This window comes from Bacillus cereus group sp. RP32, assembly GCF_040459735.1.
Taxonomy (GTDB): domain Bacteria; phylum Bacillota; class Bacilli; order Bacillales; family Bacillaceae_G; genus Bacillus_A; species Bacillus_A wiedmannii.
The window spans coordinates 3,383,799-3,401,393 of sequence record NZ_JARVHO010000001.1; the positions used below are offsets into that span (position 1 = coordinate 3,383,799).

The window sequence follows — 17,595 nt, forward strand, 5'->3', positions numbered from 1 at the left end:
CTAGATGTAATCAGACTAAATAATCTGAATATTCTTGGAATTAGGTGGATACATTCTATTTTTCACTAAATAGATTAGAAAACGATAATAACACATTAGGAGGATTACGATGCACCAGCTTGATTCATTACATCCCATTATAGAAAAAATAATTACCAATATTGAAAAGTTAATGGTCGGAAAGCGAAAAGAAACGATCTTAGCTTTGACAGCTCTCTTAGCTGAAGGTCATGTACTATTAGAAGATGTGCCTGGCGTTGGGAAAACAATGTTAGTACGTGCACTTTCTAAATCAATTGATGCTGATTACAAGCGCATTCAATTCACACCTGATTTACTGCCGTCAGATGTTACAGGTGTTTCTATTTATAATCCGAAAGAGCTCCAATTTGAGTTCAAGCCTGGACCAATCATGGGGAATTTTATACTTGCTGATGAAATTAATCGTACATCTCCCAAGACACAATCTGCCTTACTTGAAAGTATGGAAGAAGGCAATATTACAATAGATGGCATGACAAGACCGTTACCAAAACCGTTCTTTGTAATGGCTACACAAAATCCAGTCGAATATGAGGGAACATATCCTTTACCAGAAGCACAGCTCGATCGTTTCTTATTGAAACTAAAAATGGGATATCCTAGACCAGAAGAAGAGTTTGAAATTTTAAACAGGATGGAAAAAACAAATCCCCTCTCCCATTTACAAGCTATTACAACAATAGAAGAATTACTTTATTTACAACAAAGCATACGGGAAGTAAGTATGGACAAAGCAATTAAGCATTACATTGTAAAGCTTGTTAGTCAGACTCGTTCTTATAGTTCTATACAACTAGGTGCAAGTCCACGTGGCTCGATTGCTTTAATGAAAGCTTCACAAGCTTACGCATTCATCCATGGCAGAAATTATGTTATTCCGGACGATGTTAAGTTTTTAGCTCCTTACGTGTTGGCTCACAGACTCATTCTAAAAATGGAAGCAAAATTTGAAGGAATTACAGGAGAACAAGTTATCGCAAAAATCGTTGCACGAACTACCGTACCTACTCACAGGAAGATGAACCTTTGATGAAACGGATACTACGAGCACTCTATCATTTTACTAAGTTATCACTCATTCCGTTATACCTAGTCTTAACATTTGTATACGCTATGCTTCAAGGAGGATTTGTAAGTTGGTTTTTGTTTTACAGTATGATTCCTATTGGTCTTTATTCACTATTGCTTCCCTTCTTTGCTTTACGGAACGCCGAGGTAAAACGAATAACAAATCAAGACGAATATGTAGCAGGAGAACCCTTTTTAAGTACGATTACACTAAAAAGAAGTTTTCCTTTTCCCTTACTGTATTTAATTATAGAAGATGTGCTGCCATCACAATTTACAAATTGTAAACAAACGAAGATGAATAAAGTAATACTCTTTCCAGGATTGAAACGAAATATTTCGTTTCAATATGCAATTGACACAATACCTAGAGGAGAGCACACTTTTTCAAGCGTACGTGTCAAAACTGGTGATTTATTCGGTATGATGGAGAAAGAAGTAACTTTTTCAGTTCCAGATACATTTTTAGTCTACCCTCAGTATGTAGATATAACATATCGACAAATGGAAAATCATTTCGAACAAGGAGCACTTTCAGCAAATATAAATTTAGTAAAAGACTCTACCATTTCTGTCGGTGTGAGAGACTATAAACCTGGTGACCGCTTTTCATGGATTGATTGGAAAGCAACTGCACGAACAAACAACATTATGACGAAAGAGTTTGAACAACAGCGCAGCCATAATATTATGATATTCATGGACAGAACCCCATCCCCTCTATTCGAATCAGTCGTCACATTTACTGCCTCTATTGTCAGGTCTGTCTTGAAGCAAAATTCACCGGCGTCATTCGTATCTGTCGGAAAAGAACGAACTTTTTTCCCTTTAGACAATGGAGATAGTCAGTTACATCAAATCTTTTGTCATTTAGCGAAGGTACAAGCAGATAGTGTATTCCCACTCTCCCGGAGTGTAGAAATGGAATTAAGAAAAATTTATGAGCCCGTCACGATTATACTCGTGACAAGCGATCTTTCTCCCGATATTCAAAAGGCGGCTGACTTTGCTGCTATAAAAAATAGAAAATTAATGGTGTTTGTCGTAAAAGAAAAAGTAAACCAACTCTCACATCGAGAGCTAAGTATTCTAGAAACTCTACAAAAACGAAAAATATTTGTAAATGTGGTTTATGGAAACCAGTATACAAACGTGTTTTTTGAGGTGAGCAAATGATAACATTACAGGCAAAAAAAACAATTGGATATGACTAGATTTTTCATGCATGCATGCGCATTTCTACTTTTACTAGAATGGCTAAGGCCCCTTATAGGTATTACAAACGTAGGTAGATTAGATGTTTTCGTAATATTTATAGGGATTTGCTTCACTCTCTATTTTTTTCAAACAAGGTGGCAGATTCCAATAAAGATCGTCACAATTTTATTCATCATTCATTTCCTATATTATAAAAATGCTTTTATAAACCCATCTTGGCTAACGAAATTTTCCACTGATATTTCTCGAAATTTCTCCCTGTTATTCCAGGGGAATTTGCTGGATATCTCTCCAGTTTTTCCAACACTTTTATTTTTTTTATCATTTTGGTTTTTGAGTGCTTTCATCTCTTTTTGGATGATTCATAAAAAACGTGGGCTGTTATTTCTTATATTGACTATTATTTATATCACCGTTTTTCATAACTTACATTTATATCATGCAAACTACGCTATTATTCGTACTGTTGTCATCGGCTTTTTTATGCTTAGTCTTCTCCGCATAGAACGAATAAAAGAGATGGAACACTTACAAAATTATGCTAGAGAAATCTCAAAATTACTTAAACCTCTTACAATATTTATTGTATTGTCAGCAACTATCGCATACTTTGCTCCAAAATTTGGCCCTCAATGGCCAAACCCAATGGATTTTTTAAAATTCAACACATCCGAAGCAAGTAAAAAACAAGAAGTTTCTAAAATTGGGTATGGTTTAGATGACTCGCGATTAGGCGGTCCTTTTAAGGCAGATCCTACAATTGTTTTCACAGCACAAACGCAAAACAAACAATATTGGAGAGTCGAAACGAAAGATTTTTATACAGGAAAAGGCTGGGAAGTTTCTGAAAATCAAAAAAAGGTTTCTTTTAAAAATAAAAACGACGTCGTGAGCTGGTACGAACAAAATACAAAAACGGAGACAACTAAGGCAACAATCAACATGCAAAAAAGATATCCTCACCTTACCTATCCAGCAGGGTTAATATCAGTTGAGGCTTCTTCAGATGTATCATACAGCGTTGACCCATTTTCTGAAAAAATCTATACGATGGACGGAGATTCTTCTACTACTTTAAATTCATATAAAGTAACATATGGGGTCCCGGAGTTTTCCATAGAAAACTTGAAAGCTGTAAAAACGAATGAAGGTCAAGAAACAAATCCTTATTTCATGACAAAGTACACGCAACTTCCCGAATCATTACCGCAGCGAGTAAGAGACTTAGCTGTTAATCTAACAAATGATAAAGACAACCGATATGATAAAGTATTAGCTATTGAAAATTACTTCACCGACCATTCTTTCGTATATGAAACAATGAATGTGTTGTTCCCTGCCAAAAACCAAGATTATGTTGATCAATTCCTTTTTGATACAAAAAGCGGCTACTGTAATAATTTTTCGACATCTATGATTGTGTTACTTCGTTCTGCTGGGATTCCTGCTCGATGGGTAAAAGGTTATACAGAAGGAACTCTTGATAACACACTAGTTGGTGCAGAAGGTGAGGATGTATTTAAAATCGCGAACGATAACGCACACTCTTGGGTCGAAGTATATTTCCCAGGATACGGATGGATTCCATTCGAACCAACAAAAGGATTTACTAATCCCTATAATTTCACAAATAATACTCCTGCTCCTACTTTACAAAATAGCGAAGAAACTAATTCTCAAAATGCGCAAATGCACCAAAGAAACAATGAAGCAAAGCTCAAAAGTTTAATTGAAGATACAGAAGACACTCCTACTAAAAAGCTTACAAATTCTAAAAATGGACTTTCTTGGTGGTACGTATTCCTCTCTACGATACCAATTAGTATCATCGGATACATTCTCTTCACCACTAGAATGAAATGGATTACATTTTTTATCATTCTTTTCTACAAATACCGAAAAGATGATGCTGTTTATAGCAAAGCTTACGGTGCACTTTTAAAACAATTTGGCAGAATTGGTATACCACGAGGGAAAAGTCAAACATTCCGAGAATATGCTCTCCACATTGATACACTTTACAACTCGGCTCATATGCAACAACTTACTTTCAGTTATGAGAACGCTATGTATCAAAAAGGACAGGCCGCAGCAGAATGGAAGAAATCCGTACACTTATGGGAAATTCTTATGAAAAAAGCAGCCTCTCCGCCTAAATCAAATGACTTCCATTCAGCGATTTAATCTTGATAATGTGAGTTGAAAGAAAACGCCTCAAAGAACTACATTGTTCTTTGAGGCGTTTTTTAATAAAGTGAAACTTCTAGTTATTCTCCAAGTACCTTCTCAATCTCAACTTCTAAATCTACCGGCTTTGTCTGCGGCGCAAAACGCCCTACTACTTTCCCGTCTTTTCCAATTAAAAACTTAGTAAAGTTCCATTTCACTGCTTTCATACCGAGTAAACCTGGTGCTTGTTCTGTCATGTATGTATAAAGCGGATGTGCCTTATCACCTTTCACATCAACCTTTGCAAACATCGGGAAATTCACACCGTAGTTTAACTCACAAAAACTAGTAATATCTGCTTCTGTACCTGGTTCTTGTCCTCCGAATTGATTACAAGGGAAACCGAGTATTTCTAGTCCTTGGTCTTTATATTTATCATATACTTCTTGTAATCCTTTATATTGCGGTGTAAAACCACATTTGCTAGCTACATTTACAATAAGAAGTGCTTTTCCTTCGTAATCTTTTAACGATTTATCTTCTCCTGTTATCGTTTTAGCTGAAAAATCATAAATTGTCATTGTCCTGCCCCTCTCTTCACTATCATTCCATGTTTATACTATACTACATTCGTGAATATACAGCTCTTTTTACGTACTTATAAGCTGAAATGATAGCGCTTTGTTTTTGTTCGAAAATTCGACACAGACTACTAGACTTTTATGATGGAAAGTTTTACAATTGAATTGTGAACAAAATGTGACAGTTTATATTCCATTATAAAAGAAAAGGATGGTGTTCATTATGAAAACTGCACAACATGAAATGATTTCAAATCGCGAGTTTTATTTCGTACTATATATGATGTTATTGTATGTGATTGGCTGGGTAATCGATGTAAATGGTTTATTTTTAAGCTCCTACTTTAATTTAGCAGGAGAGATTATGCTTCCAATCGTTGGTGGCATTGTTGGACTGTTCGTTATGTCTATCAATAAAGAACAAACGAAATAACAACACTTTAAAAAGGCAGAAGACGAGCTTTCGTTTTCTGCCTTTTTCTATTTTAGCGTATAATAGAAACATACAGTAACTAAGGAGTGGTAACGATGAAAAAAGTAGAGCAATTATCTTCACACCTATATCTTATTGATGATTTTGATTTACAACACAATGAACGAACTGGTACGTACGTTTTATTAGGTGACGATATTACTTTAATTGAAACTTGTGCAGCCCCTTCTCTTCCGTATATTTTAGATGGCTTACAACAATTACATATTGATTTATACGATGTAAAAAACATTATCGTTACACATGTTCATTTAGATCACGCCGGGGCTGCTGGTTTAATGATGGAAAAGTGTCCAAACGCTACTTTATATGTGCATTCTCGCGGTGCTCGTCATATGATTGACCCAACAAAACTCATTTTAGGCGCAAAAGCTGTATACAAAGAAGATTTCGATAAACTATTTGATCCAATTCTTCCTATAGAAGAAAAACGTGTTCGTATTGTACAAAATGGTGATACGTTAAAAATTGCCGAAGACCGTACACTTACATTTTACGATACACCGGGACATGCTAAGCACCATATTAGCATTCACGATTCATTAACAAATGGCATTTTTACTGGCAATACAATAGGAATTTACTATAGAGAACTCGCAGACCTTGGTGTAGAACTATATCTACCATCAACGTCCCCTTCACAATTCCAACCAGATGCGATGATTGCTTCTAAAAATCATATTCAAAGTATGAATGTAGATACTATTTATTTCGGTCATTACGGTGCATCATCCAATGTTACAGAAGTATATAACCAACTGGAACATTGGTTACCTATTTTCGTTCATACTGGTAAAGAGGCCTTTGAACAGTATAATGATTTCGATGAAGCGACTAAAGCTTTACAAACTATATTAATGGATAAGATCTCTTCTCACCTTACAAAGGTAAACGTTCCATCAGATCATTCCGTTTATAACATTTTACATCTAGATATAGAAATTAGCGCTATGGGCATTATTGATTATTTCACGAAGCAAGAAAAAGGAAACTCCACTATTAAATAACCGTAAAAGAAGAGATATACAACAGTAGTTATTGTATATCTCTTTTTTCTTTGAATATATTTTGAGTAAAGGATGGTGGAATGCAATGCAAAAAGTAATGCTATACCTCTGCTTCACCTTATTTATCGTCTTATTATTATTTGTCGGAGTGAAAATTCAATTTTATTTAGATACAGATGCGCAGGTGAATTTTAACGTTTATCCAAGATTATTCTACTTTACAATCTTCCCTCTTATAGTTGGCATATTATTACGATTCCTTCAATCGATTAATCGCGAAACGAGTAAAAAAAACTGGAGCTTTCAACCGGATAAGTTTATCGCTATTACAGTACCTACAATATTAATTTCCTTTTCCCCAGCTCTACTCTTTTCACCACTTGGCCAATACTTACCTTATTTAGCTAATATTATTCTTATAAATACAACTTTTGTTACGATAATTAGTTTAATAGCTGGTTATTCACTTTTAGATTGTTTTATACAAAAAGATAAGGAAAATAGTAAGGAATATAACTAAGTGATTTCCCACTTTCACTTTATTAAGCAAATCAAGATAATTCTGCCCTGACTTGTATGCAAAAGAACTTAATGTTCAATTTTTAAGTGTCGTTGGTTATGGTGGTTTATTTATAAGTGCAATACTCCTTGTAAGAGTTGCTATACATGCGGTAAGGAAATTTATGTTAAACTTAAGAAAGTCGTGCACTAAGTCAAAATACATTTCAAACAAGGGAGACTTATTATGAAATTAGGTACTTTCTCGTTTCTAACGTTTCTTGCAAGTATATGTTCTTTCTTTATTTTAAGAGGACCTAATGCAAATTTAACTTTAATTATTGTGATTCTAGCTATACTTTCATTACTCGGTATTATTTTTGCAATCGCATCAAAGAATTGGTTATTCGGAATAGTTGGTACAGCATTAAATGCAGTAATACTAGTATTTGTATATTTCTTATCGCTAGCAAAAGGAATAGGTGGTTAATAATTTTACGTTTCAATAAAAAAGCTCAGAGCTTAGGCTTTGAGCTTTTTACTTATCTCACCTTTTCATCTACATACTCCATAAACTGCTCCGCATTAATAAATCTTTCTTTATACGCCTCAGGTACTTCTTCTACTTTCATCCCACCAGTTGATTTTGTCTTTCCTTGTACGATTTCATATGTCATTAAAGCTTCCACATAACGGTCAAACTCTTCTTGTGTTAATACTTCTTTACTAGATTTATGACCATTTAATCTATCAAAGTATGGTTGAAGGCTCATACTTAAATTTTTCATTTCTTCTCTTTTTCCTGGTGATAATTGATCATAATTAATATTACCGTTCGAATCCCCGTACGCAAGCTTTGCATTTGTTAATTTCTTTAGTTCTTTTGTAAACTCTTCATATTCCTTCGCACCCATTTCGTCTTTCGCTTCTGATAACTTTGCATTAAAACGCATATACGCTTCTAATGTCATCGCTCCGGCATGTTTTATTAAGTTCTCAAACGACCCGTATATACCATCCGCCATAATAGATTGGTAAGCAAAACCAGTCGTTGGGATTAAAAATACTGCTGCAAGCACTCCTGCGATAAGGCGCTTCTTCCTTTTACTTCCCCCGCTCTTCATTTTTATTTGAACAATTACTTTTTCTTTTAACTCCGGCGGGGCAATAATCCCCTTCGCTTCTTCTTGTATAGATTCTCTAACTCTACAATCTAAGCTCATTTCACATTCCCTACCTCTCCTAAAAAGATTTCTTCTACTTGCTCTTTTTGACGTAGTTTCTTTAATGCCGCATGAATTCTAGACTTCACTGTACCGATTGGAATATGTAATATGTGTGCTACTTCTTCTTGAGAGTAATCGTGTAAGTATCTTAAGATAATAACTTGTTTCAATTTATACGGTAACTTATGAATGAGTTCGATTAATTTTTGATTTGATATTTTACTTACAACATCGCTAGAAAAATCAATTTGTACTGGTTTTCTTTGCTCTTCTGCTTTTTTTACAATTCGTAGTCGCATCCACCTCTTTCTTCTATAAGAATGAATTTGTTTAATCGCAAGTCCAATTAGCCAAGGTCTAAATGGCTTCTCGCTATCATATTTACGAAGCGATTCATATAGCTGTATGTATATTTCTTGAACGACATCATCTACATCCATTTTATCTTCAATTAAAAAATGTGCTGTCTTATATATTTCTTGAATCGTTTTATCATACAATTCGCTATATGCTTCTTTATTGCCTGATAAAGTTAATTGGATTAAATCTATATACACCGTTTCATCCTTCATATTCCATCCCTCCTTTGTCTTACACTTTATATTGGCAAGTAATTGATATTTCGTTCGATTTTTCAAATTTTTTTTATATAAATTAATATAATGATTCAATATGTTCATAAGCTTCACTTATAATCACACATAACTATTATATAATTTTCCAATTTCTAATGACGATTTAAAATGATTTATATAATCAAATTTAGGAGGATATACAATGAAAGCTATCATTGTAACGTCGTTCGGTGGTCCTGAAGTGATGAAATATACAGATGTGGATATGCCGGCTATTTCAGAAGATCAAGTTTTGATTCGCGTTGTTGCTACTAGTATAAATTTCGCCGATATTAAATCCCGTTATGGTAAAAAAGGAAATACCGCACTACCTTTTATACCAGGGATAGATGCCGCTGGTATTGTAGAACGTGTCGGTTCTCAAGTGAAAAATATTCATCCTGGACAACGTGTCATTGCTTTTCCTCAAAATGGATCTTACGCAGAATACGTTGTCGCAAACGAAAACCTTACTTTCGTTTTACCTGATGAAGTCGATTTTCAAACTGCAGCTGCTTGTCCAATTGTATCTTTTACAAGCTATAATTTACTCGCAAATGTAGCAAGGCTTCAACAAGATGAGTCTGTACTCATTCATGCAGCGGCTGGTGGAATTGGTACGACAGCAATTCAACTTGCAAAACGATTAGGGGCTGGAACCGTTATCGGTACTGTCGGAAATGAAGCGAAAAGTAAAATCGCTTTAGACGCTGGAGCTGATTATGTTATATGTCATCAAGATGTAGATTTTGTAGAGAGAGTCAATGAGCTGACAAACGGTGAAGGGGTTGATGTAATTTTAGATTCTATTTCTGGAACGGTTTCGGAAAGAAGTTTAAAATGTCTTGCTTATTACGGTCGCCTCGTTCATTTCGGAAATGCAAGCGGTGAAATTGGTAACTTTCAAACGAAAGATTTACACGCAAGTTGCCGCTCTATACTCGGTTTTAGCTTTGGTACTACACGAAAAAAACGTCCTGAACTACTCCAAGAAACTGCAAATGAAGTTTTCCGTTATTTACGTGACGGAAGTTTGCAAATTAAGGCTACGAAATCTTTTCCACTTCAAGATGCAGGGAAAGCACATGAATGGGTCGAAAGTAGAAAAAGTACAGGGAAAGTAATACTAACTGTTCAGTCCTCTTCCTGAAATGAATACTTGAAACCGAGGTGTCATTCATGGGATCACGAATTATGCATGCTATTATCGCTAACAGGATTGCCGAGAAATTATCTATTCAAGATAAAACTTCTTTTATACTTGGAGGTGTGGCCCCTGATGCTGTGCATTCAAATATAGAAAAAGTCACCTCACATTTTTACGCCGGCTCAACAAAAGACTATACGAGACGAATTGATTATGGATCATTTATTCATAAATATAAAGATTATATGGAGTCCCCTTTTCTCCTAGGCTATTGCACCCACCTCATTGCCGATGATAATTGGCTAAGCGGCTTTTTTCTACCTTGGCTTAAAAACAGAATCGAAAATGACGAAACGATCGCGCCTATGTACTACAACGACTTTAAATTATTGAACGCAAAATTACTTTATCATTACGATAAAGAACAACGGCTCTTCTCTCTTCTCAATCAAGAGGCTCACATTATAGATATTGAAGAGGTTTCTAAAGAAAACGTTTTAGCTTTTCGAAAGTATCTTTTTGAAGATATGTTGTATCCAGAGCAACATTTACATGAAAACTTACAAGTATTTACGTTCGATCAAATCGTTGGTTATATTGAAACAGCTATTGAAAAAGGGGCATTTTTTATTAATCAACTCTCTAATGAAAAATCCACTTCAAATATGTAATCCCCCTCAATATATATGAGGGGGATTTTCACATAGCAATATTATTATTTGTTCTTTTCCATAACCGCAAAATAATTCCCTTCGCTATCAGCAAAGTTAAATACTTTACCAGAAGGCATTGTTACCATTTCGCCAACAGTAACATTTTTATTTTTTAAATCTGTATATAATTGCTCAAGATTTTCTGAAAAGAACATTAAAGATGGTGTACCAAGATTTAATTCTGGGCTCATCTTAGAAATAACTTCTTTATTATGTAATATAATACTCGTTTCTGCACCGCTAGTCGGAGCAATTTCAATCCATCTCATTCCTTGCTTATTATCTTCCTCTGCTACTACATGAAACCCTACCTTTTCCGTCCAAAAATTTACTGCCTCTTCTTGATTGTTTACATATAACATAATTTGTCCAACTTTATGAATCATTTCATTTCCCCCTAATGGTTTTTATATTCTATGTAGGTTTCTACAGGTACTATCGTTATTCCTTTTTCATTCAATTACAAACAAAAAAGACGTAACTACAAATAGTTACGTCTTTCTCTTTATTTATCTAGGTTTTTTCTTCCCAGTAAATGCTGGTTTCTTTTTCTTTGGTGCTTTCGGTTTCGTTTCTACAAATGATCCGTTGAACATTTCTTGCTTCGTAAACACGATACCTAATTTTTTTGCAAATTGAAGTAATTTACGCTCTTCTTGTTGTGTTACAAGAGAAACGACAGTTCCTTCTTTACCCATACGTCCTGTACGTCCTGAGCGGTGAATATATTGGTCTACTGTGTCTGGTAACTCCAAGTGGATTACATGTGTTAAATCATCGATATCAATACCGCGTGCTGCAATATCAGTAGCAAGTAAAATTTCTAATTTCCCGCTGCGGAAAGCACGCATCGTTGCTTCACGCTCTTGCTTACTTGCCTCTGAATGAAGAGCTGCTGCTTTCATTTTACGGAATTGCAATTTCTGAGTAATTTCATCTAAACGGAATGGGTCATTTAAGAAAGCAACTGCTTTTACATCGCCCATATGCATAATTCTTCTTACGTAATCATTTTTTTCGCGTCGCTCACAAATGATATACGTATGCTCAACTAAGCTTTTTGACTCTGCACGTGTTATACGTACTAATTGTGGTTCAACTGCTAAATCACGTGCAGCATCTTCTGCCACTTTTGTAATTGTCGCCGAGAAGAATACTAATTGACGATCTCGCATTGTAGATTTAATTACATCTTGTACTGCGCCCATCATCTTTTGTTTTACAATTTGATCAAACTCATCAAATACAATCGTTTTTACTTCATGCATCTTTAGCTTTTTCATTCGAATTAATTCTAAAATACGTCCTGGTGAACCGACAATTACTCTCGGGTGTTTCTTTAATTTTTCAACTTGGCGCTTAATATCTGCACCACCAATTAAAGATGCCCCTGAAATTTCAGTCCCTGCTGTAAACTTTTGAACCTCTTCGTGAATTTGCATTACAAGCTCACGTGTTGGCGCTAAAACAACAACTTGTGGTTGTTTTACTTCAGGATTAATTTTATGTAAAAGGGGTAATAAGTACGCTAATGTTTTTCCTGTTCCAGTTGGAGATTCAGCTATAACGTCTTGTCCTTCTAAAATAGTTGGAATCGCTTGTTTTTGAATTTCAGTTAATTCTTTAAAACCAGCCTTCTCCCAAGCTTGTTGTAAAAATGGTTGCATATCTTTTATCATTTGTTTTTCTCCTTTATCTCTATTTTTGAAGAAAATGTTGTATTGTTCGCACCGTTTCTATCATGTGTGAAATAACAGCTATTAAATCATCAACATGGTCTTCTGTAATCGCTTTTTGAAATATAACCTCTACCTTATTATGATATGAAATCGCTTGCTTATTATATTCGTATGAAATTTTCTGCGTAATCATTCTTTCTTTTCCCCATATAGAATGCATGAAATTTTCAATTTCTTCACACACTACCTCTGGCTTTTCTATCGGGAATGAAAATGCTAACTTCATTTCACAACCTGGTGTAAATTGTGGTACTTCCAATATTTCACCAGACAAGTTCTTTGCATCTACAGATAGTGAAAATGTTGCTTTTACTACCGGTTCGAACGGTTCTGTTAATTGAAATGAAATATGGTATATACGACTTAATGAGGCAAGGTCCATCATATCTTTTCGATCTGTTACAAGAATATCTCCATGTAAATCAAAATCATAAACAGCACCTTCTACGATTACTTTTAAATTATCAAAAGCAGTTGGATCAAACATAATTTCCTCCAAAAAACAGGCGCCTTTCGATGGAAAGGCGCCACTTGATGTATATATAGTTTACAGATAAACGAGATGAATTACAACCTTTTAGAATAAACCTACTGCTTTTCCATCTTCATTTACATCCATTTGTAGTGCTGCTGGCTGTTTTGGAAGGCCTGGCATTGTTAACATTGTTCCTGTTAACGCAACGATAAACCCTGCACCAATTGATGGTTTTAGCTCACGAATTGTAACGATAAAGTCAGACGGACGACCTAATTTTGTTGCATCGTCAGAAAGAGAGTATTGTGTTTTAGCCATACAAATTGGTAGGTTACTCCATCCTTCTCCTTCATATTGAGCTAATTGCTTACGTGCTTTCGGAGCAAATTCAATATCTTTTGCACCATACACTTTTTGAGCAATTGTACGGATTTTTTCTTCTAATGGTAATTCTAATTCATAAAGTGGTGCGTAGTTGTTCTCACCTTTTTCAATTTCTTTTAATACTTTTTCAGCAAGGTCAACTCCGCCTTGGCCACCCTTCTCCCAAACTTCCGTTAAGGATACTGCATAGCCACGCTCATTGCACCAATCTTGTAAGTATGCAACTTCTGCATCTGTATCTGTAATAAATTTATTAATTGCAATTACGAAAGGCACACCGAAGCTTTGAATTGTTTCAACATGCTTCTGTAAGTTTTCCATACCTTTTGCTAATGCATCTACATTTTCTTCTTTTAATTGATCTTTTGCTACGCCGCCATGCATTTTAAGCGCACGAATAGTCGCAACAATAACAACTGCTTCTGGTTTAATGCCAGCTGCACGAGCTTTAATATCTAAAAACTTCTCTGCACCTAAATCAGCACCGAATCCAGCTTCTGTAATAACATAATCACCTAATTTTGCGGCCATTGTTGTAGCGATAACACTGTTACAACCGTGAGCGATATTCGCAAATGGTCCACCGTGAATGATAGCTGGTGTATTTTCTAACGTTTGCACTAAGTTTGGTTTTAATGCGTCTTTTAATAATAATGTTAACGCACCTTCTACACCTAAATCTTTAACCGTTACAGGTTGATTTGCAAAGTTATAAGCAACTACGATGCGAGATAGACGAGCTTTTAAATCTTGAATATCTGTTGCAAGGCAGAATACGGCCATAATTTCAGATGCTACTGTAATATCAAAACCGTCTTCACGTGGTACACCTTGAACTGGTCCACCAAGACCAATTACTACGTTACGTAGGGCACGATCATTTAAGTCAACACAGCGTTTCCAAACGATTTTACGCGTATCAATTCCAAGTGTGTTCCCTTGTTGGATATGATTATCAATAAACGCCGCTAACGCGTTATTAGCAGTTGTGATCGCATGAATATCTCCAGTAAAGTGAAGGTTAATGTCTTCCATAGGTACAACCTGTGAAAAACCGCCACCTGCTGCCCCGCCTTTTAGTCCCATCGTTGGTCCAAGAGATGGTTCGCGAAGTGCAATTACTGTTTTCTTACCAATTTTATTAAAAGCTTGACCTAAACCAACTGTTACTGTTGATTTACCTTCTCCAGCTGGAGTTGGGTTAATCGCTGTTACTAAAACAACTTTACCGTCTTTCTCATCCTGTAAGCGCTTAAAAATATCAAGAGATAACTTACCTTTATAATGCCCGTATGGCTCTAATTCATCTTCTAAAATATTTAATTCAGCTGCAATTTCTTGAATCTTCCTCATACTCGCTTCTTGCGCGATTTCAATATCGGATTTAACTGTTGTAGTAGTTGTCATATACCCTAGTCCCCCTTTAATTGGTTCTGATGATATTGTATCAGTTTTTTGTATTTTCTGCACTTATTTACCTCCTAAAAATTCTTTCATTTCTTTATGCGTTTTTTAACATAAATACCCATAAGAATGTTAACGATTGTTGTAACTCGATAGGTAGTTGACCTAGCATCTTCTCATTTACTCCGCGCTTATATACACCGATGCCATCTACAACTTCAAAACCTTGTTCTTTCGCTAACTGTTCAAACTCCCAAGGCATCATCGTATTACAAACAACGTCTTTGCCATATAAGCGAGGATAACTGTTCTCTCGGGGCTTTGCTGTCGGTCCTAAAATTGCAATACATGCATACCCATCTCTTTTTAAAACGCGCTTTATCTCATTTAATGCTCGTAATGGCTCCTCGGTCCATTCTAAAGAATTTATTGCCATAATTGATTCAAATTGCTCATTTTCAAATGGTAAGGAAGAAAGATCCCCTTTTATAAAAGATAAATTCGGTCCTTCTCCACGCTCCTTCCCTTTTTGAATCATCACTTCTGATAAATCTACTCCAACTGCTTTATAGCCCGCGCGACTTAATTTATATGTACCATACCCATCCCCACAACCAACATCGAGCACCTGAGCTTCTTTCTTCACATACTGTTCAAAAAACGGAATAATTGTACTCCTACTCCCGCTGTCCCACATCTCTTGACTATTTTGATTCCAAAATTCTGCACTACTATCCCATTTTTTCTCTGCTGATTCATGCCAATTAAATTTCGTCATACATTCCCCTGCCTTCACGTTTTATCACTCATTTCATTCTACATCATTTTCCAAAATTCCTGTTTATCTTCATTAGGAGATGTACAAGCTAATAATGGAATCTTTATTCTCCAATTTTTGCTTTACTTGGGTTTAACTCATACTCATGTTCTTCTCTTTGTGTAAGATACTATAGGTACACCCAATTGAAAGAGAGGGATGTACATGCGAAGAAAGAGAAATCATCATTTTAAAAGTGGTGAAAAACACGAAGAGTATGCAGCTGAAATATCACCAGCTGGCATTCCAATTAGACATAACCGTAAAGAAATTGCAAATGAAATAGAAGGTACAAATATCGGTGCAATGGTAGGGTATGTCGCTTTATTTCTTTCGCTTTTCTCAATTGCATTTTATCCGGTTACACTCGGTTCTCTTGCAATTTTAGTCGGCTTATTAGCTGTCAATTTCGGAGCGAGAACACTTGGATATACAGCAATTGGTTTTGGTAGTTTTTCTGTTTTATTTACTTTACTTTATCCGCTTGCTTTGTCAACGTTTTAAAAAAACACACCAAGTTATACTTGGTGTGTTCATTCGTGATACAACATAATATGGCCGCATCCACAGCAATGTTTCGCTGTAATTTCTTGAAACACTGGATAATTTTCTTCATCCCTATGTTCAATAAACACCTTTTCAAAACGGTACATGTTTGGCGCATATGCCCAATCTTGTTTCGTACGTGCATACAAAGTTGAGGAAAAAAACTCCTCACCACCGCAAACGATACATGTATTCTTCATTACTATCCCTCCTATGCTTGTCTTACTTCATCTATATGAACATAAGCATAAGAAAAAGACCTTCTATTACTAGAAAGTCTTCTCTGAAACAAAAAGAAATGTACCAAACATTCCTACTCCGCTATATTCTTTCGTAACACCAGCTTCTGTTTTAAATGTTTGCTTTGCAGTCATAAAGAATACACCATTTCGTGCATCTGTACTTTCAAATTGTAATTTTTCTTTTTTACCATCTACATTTTGTGTGCATTCAAAACTACTCTCATCACATTTCAATGCATACTTATCCTCTACATATACTTTAAAATCCGATTCTTTCGGACAAGTAATAAGTAAAATCGCTACGAGAATAATACTTACAATACCCACAATTGTATAATATTTCTTCATTTGTACTCCTTTCAAATGACAAGAAAACTTGACTTCATGCGCCAAGTTTTCTTAGTCCACAACCCATTGCCATTCTTGTTCTTTCTTATCAAAAATAAGCCAGCCCGTCTCTGTTGCTTCTTCTTTCAATTCATCGATATTATCTAGCACCTCATCCGTACTTTCATACGAACCAACTACATATACCGGAATTTCAAGACCTCTTCTTGACTCAATTTTCCCTGCTAGATCAATATAAAGACCATCCTCCATTAATGGAAGAAGCCCCATGATCACTTCTTTCGAAATTGCTGGGAAAATTTTTGATTTTTGGAACAAAGAAAAACGTTTCTTACCAAAAGCACCGAGTTTATAAGGAATGACTTTACTTAACATCCCTACAAAGTCAGCAATTCTACGATAATACACTTTGTTGTACCATCCGTCATCATGTGAAAAATAAACAAATCTATTTTTCAATAGCGGAAAGAATGTTCTTGCAAGTGGTTCTTTTTTGTGAGCCAAATATAAAAGCTCTGCAATTTCTTTTGGCTCTAATTCATCTAAATCGCTTGCATCATCAAAATCTACCCAACAAAATTCATCAAATTCATCAATCTCTGCTTGAATTAGCTTATGTATATTTTCTTCCTCAACATATTCAAATAAAGTATGATAATGAAAATCTGTCCATTCAAAGTTATGCTTCAAAAGCAACACTTGATGAAGCGGTGAAGGGATGTTACTTGCAAACTCTTTAAACGTAATTCCTGATGTAATAAAACAATGACCCCGACGATTACCATTAATATATATCATATTTTTTACTTGGTCAGATCCTCCAGACAAAGCACCTAGCCACCTTCGTTTTATATGTTTCAATTC

At 35.3% G+C, this 17,595-nt stretch carries 21 protein-coding genes and 1 pseudogene; 11 read left to right on the forward strand and 11 right to left on the reverse strand.

What is annotated here, in order from left to right; all coding sequences use genetic code 11:
- The first annotated feature begins 109 nt into the window (after positions 1 to 109).
- From QCI46_RS17360 to QCI46_RS17370, 3 genes are read left to right on the forward strand one after another with little or no spacing between them, the layout of a single operon-like run.
- Positions 110 to 1,072 (forward strand): AAA family ATPase, encoded by a 963-nt coding sequence (locus QCI46_RS17360; RefSeq protein ID WP_353840986.1) that lies wholly within the window; start codon positions 110 to 112, stop codon positions 1,070 to 1,072.
- Positions 1,072 to 2,286, forward strand: coding sequence for a DUF58 domain-containing protein (locus QCI46_RS17365; RefSeq protein ID WP_353841892.1), 1,215 nt, complete (start codon positions 1,072 to 1,074; stop codon positions 2,284 to 2,286). Before QCI46_RS17360 ends, QCI46_RS17365 begins: the two co-directional genes overlap by 1 nt.
- A gap of 30 nt (positions 2,287 to 2,316) precedes the next feature.
- Complete coding sequence (locus QCI46_RS17370) at positions 2,317 to 4,512, forward strand: transglutaminase TgpA family protein (protein ID WP_353840987.1); 2,196 nt, start codon at positions 2,317 to 2,319, stop codon at positions 4,510 to 4,512.
- Positions 4,513 to 4,595: 83 nt separating this feature from the next.
- Here the strand turns inward: QCI46_RS17370 and bsaA are convergent, their stop codons facing one another.
- Positions 4,596 to 5,078 (reverse strand): glutathione peroxidase, encoded by a 483-nt coding sequence (gene bsaA / locus QCI46_RS17375; protein WP_064473982.1) that lies wholly within the window; start codon positions 5,076 to 5,078, stop codon positions 4,596 to 4,598.
- A 223-nt stretch (positions 5,079 to 5,301) separates the two neighbouring features.
- Here bsaA and QCI46_RS17380 point away from each other — a divergent pair, with 223 nt between their 5' ends.
- The 5 genes and pseudogenes from QCI46_RS17380 (at position 5,302) to QCI46_RS17400 (ending at position 7,566) form a co-directional block, all read left to right on the forward strand.
- Positions 5,302 to 5,511, forward strand: coding sequence for a DUF3925 family protein (locus QCI46_RS17380; RefSeq protein WP_064473983.1), 210 nt, complete (start codon positions 5,302 to 5,304; stop codon positions 5,509 to 5,511).
- 95 nt (positions 5,512 to 5,606) lie between these two features.
- Entirely contained in the window at positions 5,607 to 6,578 is a 972-nt protein-coding gene (locus tag QCI46_RS17385) for an MBL fold metallo-hydrolase (RefSeq protein ID WP_353840988.1), read from the forward strand.
- 85 nt (positions 6,579 to 6,663) lie between these two features.
- The gene (locus tag QCI46_RS17390) at positions 6,664 to 7,098 is read left to right on the forward strand and encodes a hypothetical protein (RefSeq protein WP_353840989.1); all 435 of its coding nucleotides are present in this window, start codon (positions 6,664 to 6,666) and stop codon (positions 7,096 to 7,098) included.
- A 58-nt stretch (positions 7,099 to 7,156) separates the two neighbouring features.
- Positions 7,157 to 7,261 (forward strand): annotated as a pseudogene (locus QCI46_RS17395) (ABC transporter); the annotation flags it as partial.
- Positions 7,262 to 7,323: 62 nt separating this feature from the next.
- Positions 7,324 to 7,566, forward strand: coding sequence for a hypothetical protein (locus QCI46_RS17400; protein ID WP_353840990.1), 243 nt, complete (start codon positions 7,324 to 7,326; stop codon positions 7,564 to 7,566).
- 52 nt (positions 7,567 to 7,618) lie between these two features.
- On the opposite strand, the gene QCI46_RS17405 is transcribed toward QCI46_RS17400, so the two are convergent.
- On the reverse strand, positions 7,619 to 8,299 hold the full coding sequence (locus QCI46_RS17405) for a DUF3600 domain-containing protein (protein ID WP_353840991.1): 681 nt from the start codon (positions 8,297 to 8,299) through the stop codon (positions 7,619 to 7,621).
- A complete protein-coding gene (locus tag QCI46_RS17410) occupies positions 8,296 to 8,874 on the reverse strand; it encodes a sigma-70 family RNA polymerase sigma factor (RefSeq protein ID WP_353840992.1) in 579 nt (192 codons plus the stop codon). The genes QCI46_RS17405 and QCI46_RS17410 overlap by 4 nt, the downstream gene beginning before the upstream one ends.
- Positions 8,875 to 9,079: 205 nt before the next feature.
- Between QCI46_RS17410 and QCI46_RS17415 the strand changes: the two genes are divergently transcribed.
- Together QCI46_RS17415 and QCI46_RS17420 are read left to right on the forward strand one after the other, a co-directional pair.
- Entirely contained in the window at positions 9,080 to 10,066 is a 987-nt protein-coding gene (locus QCI46_RS17415) for a quinone oxidoreductase family protein (protein ID WP_353840993.1), read from the forward strand.
- 29 nt (positions 10,067 to 10,095) lie between these two features.
- Entirely contained in the window at positions 10,096 to 10,734 is a 639-nt protein-coding gene (locus QCI46_RS17420; RefSeq protein ID WP_353840994.1) for a zinc dependent phospholipase C family protein, read from the forward strand.
- A gap of 44 nt (positions 10,735 to 10,778) precedes the next feature.
- Here the strand turns inward: QCI46_RS17420 and QCI46_RS17425 are convergent, their stop codons facing one another.
- The 5 genes from QCI46_RS17425 to QCI46_RS17445 all read right to left on the reverse strand — a co-directional run bounded on the left by QCI46_RS17425 (position 10,779) and on the right by QCI46_RS17445 (position 15,556).
- Complete coding sequence (locus QCI46_RS17425; RefSeq protein WP_353840995.1) at positions 10,779 to 11,162, reverse strand: VOC family protein; 384 nt, start codon at positions 11,160 to 11,162, stop codon at positions 10,779 to 10,781.
- A gap of 123 nt (positions 11,163 to 11,285) precedes the next feature.
- Entirely contained in the window at positions 11,286 to 12,455 is a 1,170-nt protein-coding gene (locus QCI46_RS17430) for a DEAD/DEAH box helicase (RefSeq protein WP_048540973.1), read from the reverse strand.
- Positions 12,456 to 12,474: 19 nt separating this feature from the next.
- Positions 12,475 to 13,002 carry a hypothetical protein gene (locus tag QCI46_RS17435; protein ID WP_141499182.1) on the reverse strand — a complete coding sequence of 176 codons (528 nt, stop codon included), beginning with the start codon at positions 13,000 to 13,002 and terminating at the stop codon, positions 12,475 to 12,477.
- A gap of 90 nt (positions 13,003 to 13,092) precedes the next feature.
- A complete protein-coding gene (locus QCI46_RS17440; protein WP_087983223.1) occupies positions 13,093 to 14,781 on the reverse strand; it encodes a formate--tetrahydrofolate ligase in 1,689 nt (562 codons plus the stop codon).
- 94 nt (positions 14,782 to 14,875) lie between these two features.
- A complete protein-coding gene (locus QCI46_RS17445; protein ID WP_060488566.1) occupies positions 14,876 to 15,556 on the reverse strand; it encodes a class I SAM-dependent methyltransferase in 681 nt (226 codons plus the stop codon).
- Between the two features lie 204 nt (positions 15,557 to 15,760).
- Here QCI46_RS17445 and QCI46_RS17450 point away from each other — a divergent pair, with 204 nt between their 5' ends.
- Positions 15,761 to 16,099 carry a permease gene (locus QCI46_RS17450; RefSeq protein WP_353840996.1) on the forward strand — a complete coding sequence of 113 codons (339 nt, stop codon included), beginning with the start codon at positions 15,761 to 15,763 and terminating at the stop codon, positions 16,097 to 16,099.
- Between the two features lie 29 nt (positions 16,100 to 16,128).
- Here QCI46_RS17450 and QCI46_RS17455 read toward each other — a convergent pair whose 3' ends face one another.
- The 3 genes from QCI46_RS17455 to QCI46_RS17465 form a co-directional block, all read right to left on the reverse strand.
- Positions 16,129 to 16,341 carry a hypothetical protein gene (locus tag QCI46_RS17455; RefSeq protein WP_000798747.1) on the reverse strand — a complete coding sequence of 71 codons (213 nt, stop codon included), beginning with the start codon at positions 16,339 to 16,341 and terminating at the stop codon, positions 16,129 to 16,131.
- Positions 16,342 to 16,410: 69 nt separating this feature from the next.
- Positions 16,411 to 16,731 (reverse strand): hypothetical protein, encoded by a 321-nt coding sequence (locus QCI46_RS17460; RefSeq protein WP_048540982.1) that lies wholly within the window; start codon positions 16,729 to 16,731, stop codon positions 16,411 to 16,413.
- 51 nt (positions 16,732 to 16,782) lie between these two features.
- Positions 16,783 to 17,559: an oxalate:formate antiporter gene (locus QCI46_RS17465; protein ID WP_000014094.1), complete on the reverse strand. Its 777-nt coding sequence runs from the start codon at positions 17,557 to 17,559 to the stop codon at positions 16,783 to 16,785.
- Between the last annotated feature and the right edge of the window lie 36 nt (positions 17,560 to 17,595).